This window comes from Serratia sp. NCCP-200 (genome assembly GCF_059697885.1).
Genome location: NZ_BAAKUJ010000006.1, coordinates 309,132 through 323,408, shown reverse-complemented (window position 1 = coordinate 323,408; position 14,277 = coordinate 309,132). Strand labels below are relative to the sequence as shown.

General features: G+C 57.4%; 11 protein-coding genes. 6 read left to right on the top strand and 5 right to left on the bottom strand.

The features are described from left to right. Positions 1–40: 40 nt before the first annotated feature. Complete coding sequence (gene fsa / locus AC6HVW_RS20150; RefSeq protein ID WP_021807968.1) at positions 41–706, bottom strand: fructose-6-phosphate aldolase; 666 nt, start codon at positions 704–706, stop codon at positions 41–43. 51 nt (positions 707–757) lie between these two features. Further along, complete coding sequence (gene ptsP / locus AC6HVW_RS20145) at positions 758–3,259, bottom strand: phosphoenolpyruvate--protein phosphotransferase (protein WP_071681820.1); 2,502 nt, start codon at positions 3,257–3,259, stop codon at positions 758–760. Between the two features lie 361 nt (positions 3,260–3,620). Here ptsP and AC6HVW_RS20140 point away from each other — a divergent pair, with 361 nt between their 5' ends. The 5 genes from AC6HVW_RS20140 (at position 3,621) to AC6HVW_RS20120 (ending at position 8,686) form a co-directional block, all read left to right on the top strand. Then, on the top strand, positions 3,621–4,697 hold the full coding sequence (locus tag AC6HVW_RS20140; RefSeq protein WP_059199074.1) for a PTS fructose transporter subunit EIIC: 1,077 nt from the start codon (positions 3,621–3,623) through the stop codon (positions 4,695–4,697). Between the two features lie 74 nt (positions 4,698–4,771). Next, complete coding sequence (locus AC6HVW_RS20135) at positions 4,772–5,092, top strand: PTS fructose-like transporter subunit IIB (protein WP_021181481.1); 321 nt, start codon at positions 4,772–4,774, stop codon at positions 5,090–5,092. A gap of 68 nt (positions 5,093–5,160) precedes the next feature. Further along, a complete protein-coding gene (locus AC6HVW_RS20130) occupies positions 5,161–7,458 on the top strand; it encodes a formate C-acetyltransferase (RefSeq protein ID WP_071681816.1) in 2,298 nt (765 codons plus the stop codon). Then, positions 7,424–8,320: a [formate-C-acetyltransferase]-activating enzyme gene (locus AC6HVW_RS20125; protein ID WP_071681815.1), complete on the top strand. Its 897-nt coding sequence runs from the start codon at positions 7,424–7,426 to the stop codon at positions 8,318–8,320. Before AC6HVW_RS20130 ends, AC6HVW_RS20125 begins: the two co-directional genes overlap by 35 nt. 21 nt (positions 8,321–8,341) lie before the next feature. After that, positions 8,342–8,686 (top strand): PTS fructose-like transporter subunit IIB, encoded by a 345-nt coding sequence (locus AC6HVW_RS20120; protein WP_021807973.1) that lies wholly within the window; start codon positions 8,342–8,344, stop codon positions 8,684–8,686. A 370-nt stretch (positions 8,687–9,056) separates the two neighbouring features. Here AC6HVW_RS20120 and AC6HVW_RS20115 read toward each other — a convergent pair whose 3' ends face one another. Beyond that, positions 9,057–9,944 (bottom strand): AraC family transcriptional regulator, encoded by an 888-nt coding sequence (locus AC6HVW_RS20115; RefSeq protein WP_071681813.1) that lies wholly within the window; start codon positions 9,942–9,944, stop codon positions 9,057–9,059. Positions 9,945–10,069: 125 nt separating this feature from the next. Next, entirely contained in the window at positions 10,070–12,346 is a 2,277-nt protein-coding gene (gene metE, locus AC6HVW_RS20110; protein WP_071681811.1) for a 5-methyltetrahydropteroyltriglutamate--homocysteine S-methyltransferase, read from the bottom strand. A 105-nt stretch (positions 12,347–12,451) separates the two neighbouring features. Between metE and metR the strand changes: the two genes are divergently transcribed. Beyond that, entirely contained in the window at positions 12,452–13,402 is a 951-nt protein-coding gene (metR, locus tag AC6HVW_RS20105) for an HTH-type transcriptional regulator MetR (protein ID WP_021181487.1), read from the top strand. Here metR and AC6HVW_RS20100 read toward each other — a convergent pair. Next, positions 13,399–14,262, bottom strand: a complete 864-nt coding sequence (locus AC6HVW_RS20100) for a carboxylate/amino acid/amine transporter (RefSeq protein ID WP_071681810.1) — start codon at positions 14,260–14,262, stop codon at positions 13,399–13,401. The two genes, metR and AC6HVW_RS20100, sit on opposite strands and share 4 nt — an antisense overlap. Positions 14,263–14,277: the final 15 nt, after the last annotated feature.

Genomic DNA, 14,277 nt, shown 5'->3' with positions numbered 1-14,277 from the left:
TCTCCCTGTGGGAGAGGGTTAGGGTGAGGGGCGTCTTATCTTAGCTCAGTGACAAAGTGCCGAACGCCCCGTGCCAATCGTGCTCGAACTTCTCAACCGCCGCCTGCACCGCCGGGGCGCTGATAAACTGCTCTGCGACATCGACCGGTAAGGTAATAGCTTCACAACCTGCCAACAGGCACTCCAGTGCCTGACGTGGAGTCTTGAAGCTGGCGGCCAGCACCTTGGCCTGCGGGGCGTGCAGTTCTAACAAGTGCTGTAACTCCTGCACGGTAGCAATGCCATTGCCACCCTGGGCATCCACGCGGTTGACGTAAGGTGCCACATACTTCGCCCCTGCCAAGGCAGAAAGCAGCCCCTGTGCTGCCCCATACACTGCCGTCCCCAGCGTTGGAACAGCCAAGCCTTGCAGGATTTTGATCGCGGCCAGCCCTTCACTCGTCACCGGTACTTTCACCACCACGCCAGGAACGCGCTGGTGAAGCATGACCGCCTCTTCAACCATCTGCTCGGCCGTGGTCGCCATCACCTGGGCAAACAGCTTCCCTTCACCACCGATGATATCGCGTAAAGCAGGCAGCACTTCCCATAGCGACGTGCGTGACGCTGCCACAATGCTCGGGTTAGTTGTCACCCCTTGCAACGGCAACACACGTGCCAGACGTTTCACCGCATTGATGTCGGCAGTATCCAGATAGAGTTCCATAGTTGCTCCTCAAGGCTAAAAATGAAGGGCGCCGCAGCGCCCAAAAATGGATTACAGTTCAAGCTCTTGTTTCAGCAACGCTTCTACCTGTTGGGCAGACACTGCGTTTACCAGTGCGTCACGGAAACCTTCATGCATGATGCGCCGCGCCAGCTTGGAGAAAATCCGCATATGCTGGTCGCCGGCGGCATGTTTATTAAGGGTCAGCATGATCACGAACTGCGCCTCTTCATCGCCCCAAACAACCGGCTGCGCCAGCTTGGCCACGCTGATGGTGGACTGTTCAATATGTTCAGATTTGGTATGCGGAATGGCAAAGCCAAAGCCCAGGCCGGTGGAGAATACCGCCTCACGCGCCCACAAATCGGCGGCAAGGTTACGTGGGTAACGGCAACGCCCGGCCAGCAGCAGGTTATCCGCCATCCCTTTGATCACCTCTTCTTTGCTGCGCCAATCTGCCCCCAGGGCAATGCATTCCGGCGTGATCAGCGGCGCATCACTTTGCTCCATACGGAACTGGGCCAGCAGGTGTTCCACTTCCAGCGAAGTACGGCAGGCCATGGCCCGGTTGAGCAGCAAACGGCATTCGCGGCTGTCCAGCTTGGCCAGGCGGGTTTTGGTGGCGGCAATGGAAGGCGCGCTCATGCTGATCTCATCCAGCCCCATACCCACCAGCAGTGGCAACACCGAACCTTTCGCCCCCAGCTCGCCACACAGGCCGATCCATTTGCCATGTCGGTGCACTTCACGCACCGCATGATCCAACCCACGCAGGAACGCCGGGTTCAGGCTGTTGTAGTGCTTGATGACCTTGGCATTATCACGATCCACCGCCAGCAGGTACTGCGTCAGATCGTTGCTGCCGATACTGAAGAAGTCGATCTCCTCACAACACTGGTCGATGATAAACAGCACCGAAGGTACTTCCAGCATGATGCCGAGCGGGATTTTTTCGTCGAACGGGATCTGCCCGGCACGCAGCGATTGCTTCACTTCGGCCAGTTGATCCTTCACCCACAGGATCTCTTCCATTGAGGAGATCATCGGGATCATGATCTTCAGCGGACCGTGTGCCGAAGCACGCAGGATCGAGCGTAGCTGGGTGCGGAACAGCGGCAGGAATTCCTGATAGATACGCACCGCCCGGTAACCGAGGAACGGGTTGTTTTCGGCCGGGATGTTCAGATAATCCACCGGCTTGTCGCCGCCGATATCCATGGTACGCACGATGATCGTCTTGCCTGCTGCGGCTTCCACTGCCTGGCAGTAAATGTTGTATAGCTCATCTTCAGAAGGCGCTGTCAGGCGATCCATATACAGCATTTCGGTACGGAACAGGCCTACTGCCTCTGCACCGTTGCTGAAGGCCGCCTCCGCTTCTACCGCATGGGCGATATTGGCGGCAACTTCCATCCGCACACCGTCGGCCGTACGCCCCGGTTGATCAAGATAGGCGCTTTGCTGGCTGCGGATCTGCTCGCTCAACCACTGCTCCTGCTGATAATAGCGACGAACCGGTTCGCTGAGATCGCAGGCCACCAGCCCAAGATCGCCGTCGATCTGCACCGATTGATTCAAATATGGCAGCATTGCGGCGGCATCAACGCCAACCAGGGTTGGAATGTTAAAGGAGCGCGCCAGGATCACCGTATGCGAGGTGCTACCACCGCTGCCCAGCAACAGGCCTTTCAAATAACGCTTGTCCAGCTCCAGGAATTGGCTAGGGGTCAGCTCATCGGTGATGCAGATGCTGTCAACGCTCAGCGCCTGCTGCGCCGGGAAGCTCTGCTCGCCATAAATTTGCTGTAACAGCTGGAAGCTGACATCACGAATATCCAGTTCGCGCTCGCGCAGATAGGCACTGGCAGACTGTGCCAGTTGCTGGCTGAAGTGGGCTGCAGTGGCCACAATGGCAGCGGCACAACTTTCCCCTGCCAGCACGCCATCAAGCAGGTGCTGGCGGAATGCGCCGTCACGTAGCAAGGAGCGATGCGCTTCCAGCACCGCCGTAGTGGTGCCGTTACCGCCCATCAGTTGCAGATCCAGCGCCTTGCCAAAGCGCGTCAACCCTTCGGCCAACTGCTGCTGCTCCTGTTCAACAGATTGCGTAGGCGGCAACGTCAGGGCGTTTAAATCCACCCGCGCCAGATGCACCAGTTTCCCATTGGCGGTGCCTTGGTTGACGGAGCGAGCGCGTACCAACGTTGGGTTCAGGTTAGCCAGAGACTGCGGGATAGGCTCCTGCTCCGCCTGGTCATTCACCTGTGGCAGCGCTTCGTCGCAGTGCGGGAATTCATGTTGGATAAACTGGCTCAGGCGCTCAAACGCCGCCTGTTCATCTTCCCCTTCGATGGTGATGCGGCATTCATCACCCAGCAAAGTATCGGTCCCGATCAGTGACAGCACGCTTTTGCCGTCGCCACGCAGGCCGCTACGCGAGTTGTGCCATTCAAAGCGGGAACGGAAACCGTTGCACAGGGTTTCGATATGGCTGGCTGGGCGGGCATGTACCCCGTTGGGCAGCGCGCAGGTAAACGTCACTATTTTCGCCATCACTCTTTCCTCATACCAAAAGCAGCGGTGAACAACACCGGTTTGCCACAAGGATAAAAGCGCAGCGCGGCCCAGAGCTATCGGATAAAAATGTCAAACACTGGACAAATGTATCCTGACGGCATAAATGCGATGCCGCTCACAAAGCCCGTTGCCACAAGCCCGGTTTATTCTGTCGCACACTTTGAGTTAGATCGCACTTTTCTCCTGACAATACAAAAATCCAGTAAATGGCAATTTTATCCACTGTTGATAGTACCGCCAGATGCCTATTGTGATAGCCAACAACCTTTATCCATCAGGGGTCATTCCCCGGTGGTTTTATCTCAGAAGCACGCTGGTTGCGGCCAGGGAGTGAACGATGAAAGAGCTACTCAATATTCTAAGAAACACACGCCAGCACTTGATGACCGGCGTCTCCCATATGATCCCGTTTGTGGTCGCCGGCGGCATTTTGCTGGCTATCTCCGTGATGCTGTATGGCAAAGGGGCTGTCCCCGATGCGGCGACGGACCCTAACCTGAAAAAACTGTTTGATATCGGCGTGGCCGGATTGACGTTGATGGTGCCTTTCCTGGCGGCCTATATCGGCTACTCCATCTCGGATCGCTCCGCGCTGGCTCCCTCGGCGATTGGGGCCTGGGTAGGCGCATCCTTCGGGGCTGGTTTCTTCGGGGCGATCATCGCTGGCCTGCTGGGCGGGATTATTGTGTTCTATCTCAAGAAGATCCCGGTGCCGAAGATCCTGCGCTCGGTGATGCCGATCTTCGTGATCCCAATCATCGGCACTCTGCTTACCGCTGGCATCATGATGTGGGGCCTGGGCGAACCGGTTGGCGCGCTGACCAACGGCCTGACCCACTGGCTGCAAGGTATGCAGCAGGGCAGCATCGTCGTGCTGGCCATCATCATGGGCCTGATGTTGGCGTTTGACATGGGCGGCCCGGTTAACAAGGTGGCCTACGCCTTTATGCTGATCTGCGTCGCTCAGGGCGTGTATTCGGTGGTCGCCATCGCTGCCGTTGCCATCGCCACCCCACCGCTCGGCCTGGGATTCGCCACGCTGATTGGCCGCAAATACTACACCCCGGAAGAGCGCGAAGCGGGTAAAGCTGCACTGCTGATGGGCTGCGTCGGCGTTACCGAAGGGGCTATCCCGTTCGCCGCTGCCGATCCGCTGCGCGTGATCCCCTCCATCATGATTGGTTCTGCCTGCGCCGCCGTGACGGCCGCGTTGGTGGGGGCACAGTGCTACGCCGGTTGGGGTGGTCTGATTGTGCTGCCAGTCGTTGAAGGCAAGCTGGGCTACGTAGCCGCGCTGCTGGTGGGCATGGTGGTCACCGCCCTGCTGGTTAACCTGCTGAAAAGCTTTGCTGCCAAGAAACAGGCTACTAAAGTCGCCCAGGATGATCTGGACTTGGATTTCGAAATTAACTGAATAAATACGCCTGCAAGCTGCCGCTAATCACAGTGCAGCTTGCAAGACACGCATACCATTTTGAGGAGTTTTCCATGACCATGATTATCGCTGTAACCGCTTGTCCATCTGGCGTTGCCCATACCTACATGGCTGCCGAGGCCATCGAGCGTTCCGCCAAAGCCCAAGGCTGGCAGTGCAAAGTTGAAACCCAAGGCTCCATCGGCCTGGAAAACGAACTGACGGCCGAAGACGTGGCAGCCGCCGACGTGGTGATCCTGACCAAGGATATCGGCATCAAGTTTGAAGAACGTTTTAAAGGGAAAACCGTGGTACGCGTGGCCATCAGCGACGCGGTAAAACGAGCCGATGCCATCATGGAGAAGATTGCCGCCCATTTAGCGCAAAAGGCTTAACCGCACAGCCAGCCCGGCACGACGTGCCGGGTTTTCCCGCCCCCACTACCGCACAAAAGGAAAATGTGATGATCTCCCGGATCGAACGTCTAAAAGCCGCCCTGTTCTCCGCTCCGCGTGAAATTTCACTCGAACGCGCACTGCTCTATACCGCCAGCCACCGGCAGACCGAGGGAGACCCCACCATCATCCGCCGTGCCAAGGCAACCGCCTATATTCTCGATCACGTGGCAATCACCCTGCGGGAAGACGAACTGATTGCCGGTAACCGTACGGTGAAGCCGCGGGCCGGGATCGTGTCGCCAGAGATGGACCCTTACTGGCTGCTGAAAGAACTGGATGCTTTCCCAACCCGTCCGCAGGATCGCTTTGCCATTTCCGAAGCGGACAAGCAGGTGTATCGCGAGCAGCTTTACCCTTATTGGGAAAAACGTTCGATGAAGGATTTCATCAACGGCCAGATGTCAGAGGAGGTTAAAACCGCTACCCAGACCCAGATTTTCAGCGTCAACCAGACGGACAAGGGCCAGGGGCATATCATCATCGATTATCCGCGCCTGCTGAATAACGGCCTGGATAGCCTGCTAGCCGAACTGCAAAGTCATGCTGATCAGCAGCCAGACAACGCGTTTTATGCTGCAGCATTGTTGCTGTTACAAGCCTCACAGCGCCATATCCTGCGCTATGCCAGCCTGGCACGCCAAATGGCGGAGCAATGTAGCGATGAGACTCGCCGCACCGAGCTGCTGCGCATCGCCGAGATCTCCAGCCACAACGCCCACCACAAGCCGCAGGATTTCTACCAGGCGTGCCAGCTGTTCTGGTATATGAACATCATTTTGCAGTATGAATCCAACGCCAGCTCACTGTCGCTGGGCCGCTTCGATCAATATATGCTGCCGTTTTATCAAGCCTCCCTCAATCAGGGGCAGGATCCGGCGTTCCTGAAGGAGCTGTTGGAAAGCCTGTGGGTGAAATGCAACGACATCGTGCTGCTGCGCTCTACTTCCAGTGCTCGTTATTTCGCAGGGTTCCCTACCGGCTATACCATCTTGCTGGGCGGCCTGACGGAAACCGGCCGCAGCGCGGTCAACGTGCTGTCTTTCCTGTGCCTGGATGCCTACCAGAATATCCGCCTGCCACAGCCGAACCTGGGCGTGCGGGTCAATGAGTTCATCGATCGGCCATTCCTGCTGAAAACCGCCGAAACCATCCGCCTCGGCACCGGTATTCCGCAAATCTTTAACGATGAGGTGGTGGTGCCAGCGTTCCTGAACCGTGGCGTCTCACTGGAAGATGCGCGTGATTATGCGGTAGTGGGCTGTGTTGAGCTGTCGATCCCAGGGCGCACCTACGGCCTGCACGACATTGCCATGTTCAACCTGCTGAAAGTGATGGAGTTGACGCTGCTGGATAACGAAGGCAACGCCAGCCTCACCTACCCACAGTTGCTGGATCACATTCGCGAAAAGATCCGCCATTACGTCCGGCTGATGGCCGAAGGCAGCAACATCTGCGATATCGGCCACCGCGACTGGGCACCGGTGCCGCTGCTGTCTTCCTTTATCGATGACTGCCTGCAAAACGGCAAAGACATCACCGAAGGCGGCGCACGCTACAACTTCTCCGGGGTACAAGGTATCGGCATCGCCAACCTGAGCGATTCGCTGTTTGCCCTGAAAGGCCTGGTGTTCGATCAACAGCGCCTGAGCTTTGATGAGCTACTGGCCACGCTGAAGGCCAACTTCGCCACGCCGGAAGGGGAAAAGATCCGCGCACGGTTGATCAACCGCTTCGACAAATACGGCAATGATATCGACGAAGTTGACCTGATCAGCGCCGATTTGCTGCGATTTTACTGCAAAGAGGTAGAACAGTACCGTAACCCGCGCGGCGGTCAATTTACACCGGGCTCTTATACCGTTTCTGCCCACGTGCCATTGGGGGCGGTGGTGGGAGCCACACCAGACGGGCGCTATGCAGGGGAACAATTGGCGGACGGCGGACTTTCGCCAATGCTCGGCCAGGATGGCCAAGGGCCGACGGCGGTGCTGAAATCGGTGAGCAAGCTGGATAACTACCTGCTCTCCAACGGTACGCTGCTAAACGTAAAATTCACCCCAAGCACGCTGGAAGGCCAGCAAGGGCTGAACAAACTGGCTGATTTCCTCGGAGCCTTTACCAAGCTCAAGCTACAGCACGTGCAGTTCAACGTAGTGAATGCCGAAACGCTGAAGGAAGCGCAGGCCAGGCCACAGGACTTCGCCGGGCTGGTGGTGCGTGTTGCCGGCTATAGCGCATTCTTCGTGGAGCTGTCGAAGGAGATCCAGGATGACATCATCCGCCGTACAGCGCATCAACTGTAACCTGATCACGCCCGGGTTTTCCCGGGCGACACCGGCGGAGCCAATGGCCCGGATCTTCAATATTCAGCGTTATTCGCTGAACGACGGCCACGGCATCCGCACCGTAGTGTTTTTCAAAGGCTGCCCACATAGCTGCCCTTGGTGCGCCAACCCGGAGTCGATGTCCGGCAAAATCCATCGCGTGCGGCGCGAGGCCAAATGCCTGCGCTGCCAGCCCTGCCTGAACGACGCACAGGAGTGCCCAAGCGGAGCAATGGAATTGATCGGGCAAAACATCACGCTGGAGGCGCTGTTACAGCAAATCCTCAAGGATGAGGTGTTTTATCGCACCTCCGGCGGCGGGGTGACGCTTTCCGGTGGCGAAGTGCTGATGCAGGCCGAGTTTGCCACCCAACTGTTGCAGCGCTTGCAGGCGTTGGGCATCAATACCGCCGTCGAAACCGCCGGAGATGCCTCGCAGGCCCAGGTGCTGGCCCTGGCAGAACACTGCGATCAAATCCTGTTCGACCTGAAAATCATGGATGCCGAGGCCGCCAAAAATCTGTTGAACATCAATCTGCCACGGGTGCTGGCAAACTTTACTGCGCTGGTGAAGCGCGGAGTTAACCTGATCCCTCGCCTGCCGTTAATACCCGGCTACACTTTGAGCACGGAGAATATGGCGCAGGTGCTGGCATTCCTGGCGCCTTTTGGGCTACAAGAGATCCATCTGCTGCCTTTTCATCAGTATGGCGAGGCGAAATATACCCTGCTGGGACGAGAATATGCCATGCGCGGCGTAGCGGCCCCAACGGAACTACAGATCGCTCCCTTACAGGCGATGGCGCAACAGGCGGGTTACCGGGTGATCATTGGCGGTTGAACAGCAGCAAAAGGGGCTGACATGACGATAAAACTCGTAGCGGTAACGGCTTGTATCAGTGGGGTCGCCCATACCTACATGGCTGCCGAGCGGCTGGAAAAACTGTGCGCGCAGGAGAAATGGCCGGTCAAAGTAGAAACCCAGGGTGCATTGGGGATTGAAAATTCGCTGACGGCGGACGATCTTGCCCAGGCCGACGTGGTGCTGTTGATCAGCGATATTCTGCTGGCGGAAAGTGAGCGTTTTGAGCACCACCGCTGCGTGCAGATCGGCATCAACACCTTTCTGCGCACGCCGGAGAAGGCGCTCAGTGCAGTACGCAAGGCCGCCGCGTCACCCCAGGAAACGCATATCCGCGTAGTTTAACTACGGTGTTAGCCCCCCTCACCCTAACCCTCTCCCCAAGGAGAGGGGACCGATCGAGTGTGCTTGAAATTGCAGTGACTCACCTTGGATGGGGAGTAAATAAGGGACCCAAACGGCACATCCCTGCGAAAATAACGGCTTTGTTAGATTAACTCCCACTCCTGATCGAGTGTGCTTGAAATTGCAGTGACTCACCTTGGATGGGGGTAAATAAGGGACCCAAACGGCACATCCCTGCGAAAATAACGGCTTTGTTAGATTAACTCCCACACCTGATCGAGTGTGCTTGAAATTGCAGTGACTCACCTTGGATGAGGGGACGATAGCATTTGCTGATATGGACTCTATACTTCCAAAAGCGCAAGGGCTATCAGCTCCCTCTCCCTGTGGGAGAGGGTTGGGGTGAGGGGCCCAGCTCACTGTGGTATTGACCGCGATACTCCGACGGGGAACGTTCGGTGTTCTTGCGAAACAGGCGGCAGAAATAGTTACTGTCGACAAACCCGCAGGCGTGCGCCACCTCTTTCACCTTCATGTCATAACGTTTGAGCAGGTGTTTCGCCTGCTCCAGCCGCACGTGATTGAGATATTCGTTAAACCCGATGCCACCGGCCTTCTGGAACAGATGAGAAAGGTAATTCGGTGAGATATAAAACGCCTGGGCCACCGACTCGCGGGTAAGCGGCTCGCGATAATGTTCCTCCAGGTGACCCCGCACCGCATCAAACAGCGCCTGGCTGCGCGAGGCGGTTCTCACCGAGGTGCCAAACAGATCGAGCGCATGGCTCAGCAAGCCCTTTACCAGGAAACGCGCGGTAGGCTGATCGCTCTGATGCCAGGAGAGTTCGTTAAGCGCCTGCAACATGAACGACCCCACACGCGGGCCACGGCGCGCCACGTTATCCTTACCCAGCGGCAGCATGTTTTCCCCATCCCAGCCCAGCAGGCTATAGCCGAGTTGCTGCTTACCAAACAACAGGCTGAGCGTGGTTGTCGGTTGCTGCCAACGCGGTCTGTTCCAGCCTTGCGCCGGGACAAACAACACATCCCCCGGCAGCAGTATCTGTTGTTGCCGCACTCCCTGGCTGCCCTCCCACTCCATTTCCTGCTCACCGTCCACCACCAGCTCAAGGCGTGGAAAGCCTACCTGATAAGCCAGCTCCGGGGCCGGATGTTGGTTACCGGCAAAATAAACCTGCCGGATCCCCTGCCCGTCATCGAGCAGCGGAGCCAACACGGCCACCAGCGGGTGTTTCATCGGGAATAATCCTTCAAACCAAGTGAACAACGAGACTTGATAATAACCAATAGCGGCGAGGAAAACGCGGGAGTAGAACAAGAAAAGGGCGCCGAAGCGCCCTTGGATAAAACATCGTGTTTGGATCAGACAACCTGGTCGCGCAGACGCTGAGCCGCTAATACCATGTTGGCCAGCGACTGGCGGGTTTCTGGCCAACCACGGGTTTTCAGGCCGCAGTCCGGGTTCACCCACAGGCGTTCCGCCGGGATATTCTGTGCCGCTTTACGCAGCAGCGCTTCGATCCATTCCACGCTTGGCACGTTCGGCGAGTGGATGTCGTAGACGCCTGGTCCGATTTCATTTGGATAATCGAACTCTTTGAACGCTTCCAGCAGATCCATATCGGAACGAGAGGTTTCGATGGTGATCACATCGGCATCCAGCGCCGCGATAGAATCCATGATGTCGTTGAACTCGCAATAACACATGTGGGTGTGGATCTGGGTATCATCCTGCGCCACGGCGGCGTTCAGTTTGAAGGCATCCACCGCCCAGTCGAGGTACGCAGCCCAATCGGACTGGCGCAGCGGCAGGCCTTCGCGCAGTGCAGGCTCGTCGATCTGGATGATACCGATACCGGCCTTCTCCAAGTCTTCCACTTCGTCACGCAGTGCCAGCGCAATCTGCTTGGCGATCACTTCACGGGTCACATCTTCACGTGGGAAGGACCAGCAAAGAATGGTCACCGGGCCGGTCAACATGCCTTTTACCGGCTTGTCGGTCAGCGACTGCGCAAACTTGGCCCACTCTACGGTGATGGCTTCCGGGCGGCTGATATCGCCAATAATCACCGGTGGTTTCACGCAGCGGGAACCGTAGCTCTGTACCCAACCGTTTTGGGTGAACACGAAGCCGTCCAGGTTTTCGCCGAAGTATTCCACCATGTCGTTACGCTCGGCTTCGCCGTGCACCAGCACGTCCAGCCCCAGGCGTTCCTGCTCGGCGATGGCCTGCTTGATATGTTCGCCGATGCTGGTGCGGTAGTTGCTACCATCTAGGCGGCCCTGCTTGAAGTCCAGACGCAGGCCGCGAATTTCGGTGGTCTGCGGGAAGGAGCCGATGGTGGTGGTTGGCCAGGCTGGCAGGTTGAAGCGATCGCGCTGAGCCTGGGCACGTTGTTCATAAGGGCGCTGACGTTCACTGTCTTTGGCAGTGATGGCCGCCAGGCGTTTTTCAACCTGTGCATTATGCACGCGGCTGGATTGGCGGCGGGCGCGGATTGGGGCGCTGTAGGCATCCAGTTTGGCTTGTTTATCTGCCCCTGGTGCATTCAGCGCTGAACTCAACAGCGCCAGCTCGGCACATTTTTGCAGCGCAAAGGCGAACCAGCTTTTCACTTCTTCGTCCAGGCGGCTTTCCACGCTCAGATCGATCGGGCTGTGCAGCAGCGAGCACGAGGTGCCGATCCACAGCGGGCGGCTACCAACCAGCGGCTGCAGGCGTTCAAACCAACTGCTCACATCAGCACGCCAGACGTTACGGCCATTGATCACCCCAAGCGACAACACCCACTCTTTCGGCAATGCGTTGTTCAGGGCAGCAGCATCATCTTTGCCTGCGACCAGATCCACATGCAGCCCCTGCACCGGTAGTTCGCGGATGATGTCGAGGTTATGACCAATGCTGTCGAAATAGGTGGTCAGCAGCAGTTTGACCTGGCCTTGCAGCGCGGTATAAGCCGGTTTGAAGGCCTCCAACCAGGCTTTAGGCAGTTCCAGCACCAGCGCAGGTTCGTCGATCTGTACCCACTCGATGCCGCGTTTGGCCAGCTCCGCCAGCACTTGCTGGTAGACCGGCAGGATATCGTTCAGCAGTGACAGACGGTCGAACTGCTCACCCTTCACCTTGCCCAGCCACAGATAGGTTACCGGGCCCAACAACACCGGTTTAATTTTGTGGCCCAGCGCCAACGCTTCGTCAACTTCATCCAGCAATTGGGTCCAGCCCAGTTTGAACTGCTGGCCTTTAGTAAACTCAGGCACCATGTAGTGATAGTTGGTGTTAAACCATTTGGTCATTTCCGCCGCCGCCGCAGGCTCACCGGTCGGTGCGCGGCCACGGCCAATACGGAACAGGGTATCGAGATCGATCGAGCCATCTTTATTTTGGTGACGCGCCGGGACGTTGCCCAGCAGCAGGCTGGTGGTCAGCACGTGATCGTACCAGGCGAAATCGCCAACCGGCACCAAATCCACCCCGGCCTGCTGTTGTTGTTGCCAGTGGCGAGCGCGCAGCTCGCGGCCAACCGCCAACAGCTCTTCCTGTGTTGAATTACCTGCCCAGTAACTTTCCTGCGCTTTTTTCAGTTCACGACGCAGACCAACGCGTGGAAAACCCAGTGTGTGATTTAGAATTGTCATCGTCATATTTCCCATTTAGCCGTCCAGATGTTTACACATCCATAATCCGCAGGTACTGTATGATCCACAAGCGCAATATTTTCACTGTCACTGTGAAGGACTCTCATGATCGAACTGAAACACTTACGGACCCTACAGGCTCTGCGTAATACCGGCTCCCTGGCCGCCGCTGCCGCACAGCTTCATCAGACACAGTCTGCCCTTTCGCATCAGTTCAGCGATCTGGAACAGCGTCTGGGCTTTAAGCTGTTTGTTCGTAAAAGCCAGCCGCTGCGCTTTACCGCTCAGGGGGAGATCCTGCTACAGCTGGCAGAGCAGGTATTGCCGCAGATCCAACAGGCGCTGCAGGCCTGTCACGAACCGCATCAAACCACGCTGCGCATCGCCATCGAATGCCACAGCTGTATTCAGTGGCTGACGCCGGCGTTGGACAACTTCCGCTCCTATTTCCCGCAGGTGGTGATGGATTTCAAATCCGGCGTGACGTTCGATCCGCAACCAGCCCTGCAACAAGGTGAGCTGGATCTGGTGCTGACCTCTGACATCCTGCCGCGCAGCGGGCTGCACTATTCGCCGATGTTCGACTTTGAAGTCCGGCTGATCCTGGCTCCCGATCATCCGTTGGCCAATAAGGCGCACATTGAACCGGCAGACCTGAGTGATGAAGTGCTGATGATCTACCCGGTGCAGCGCCAACGGCTGGACATCTGGCGTCATTTCCTGCAGCCGGCAGGGGTCAGCCCGGCGCTGAAAAACGTCGATAACACGCTGTTATTGATTCAAATGGTGTCAGCCCGGATGGGGATCGCCGCGTTACCGCACTGGGTGGTGGAGAGTTTTGAGCGCCAGGGGCTGGTCGTCACCAAGACGCTTGGGGATGGCCTGTGGAGCCGGTTATATGCCGCCACCCGCGATGGCGAGCAGCGCCAGACTGTCACCGAAGCCTTTATCCGCTCGGCACGTCAGCACGCCTGCGAGCATCTGCCGTTCGTGCGTGATGCCGCCCGGCCGATAGGCAGCCTGCCAGACACTAAATCCTTAGCGTCTTTAAGCTAGCGACCAGCCGCTTTCGGTGCGACCCAGCGGCGATGTACCCATAGCGAGGCGACAATCACCGAGCCACCGACAATAAAGCTGGCCCAGTGCGGCTGCTGATGCCAAACAGCAAAATTAACCAGCAGGCCCGCGGGCACATGCATATTGTTCATGATGCCCAACGTCCCTGCATCCACCTGCGTTGCCCCGTAGTTCCACATAAAGTAGCCCAATCCGGAAGCCACCACGCCCAGCCAAACCAAAATGCCCCATTGCAGGTTGGTGGTTGGCAGTTGGTTCGGATTACCCCACAGGAACCAGGCGACCACCGCTACTGCCGCCGCGCCCAGATAGAACCAGGAAAATGCCGTATGTTGCGGCAGCGGGTGTACTTCCATCAGGCGTTTGTAACCCACCATGCCGATGGCGAAGCTGATATTCGCCGCCTGCACCAGCAGCAGCCCCCACCAGAAGTGATCGCTCAGTTGGTGGTAGCGGATAATCGCCGCCCCCAGCACGGCCAGCAACGCGCTGAACAGATAGCCCCAACGCAGACGGCGGCCGCTGATCAGATCGTAAATCAGCGTGATGTACAGCGGCGTCAGCACCGTAAACAGCAGGAATTCCGACACGGTCAGATAGAGAAAGGCACGGAAACTGATCAGATACATGATGCCAAGCTGGAAGGCACCCACCAGCATATACAGCAGGATCACTTTCAGCTTGATGTTGCGCCAGCGCAGGAACGGCAGAAACACCAGCGCAGCCAGCCCAACGCGCATCAGCACCGAGAACCAGCTGTCGACATTGCCTGCCAGGTATTCGCCGATCAGGCTAAAAGAAAACGCCCACAAAATGGTGGTAATAACCAGAAGCAGCACGACAAGTTCACCCTA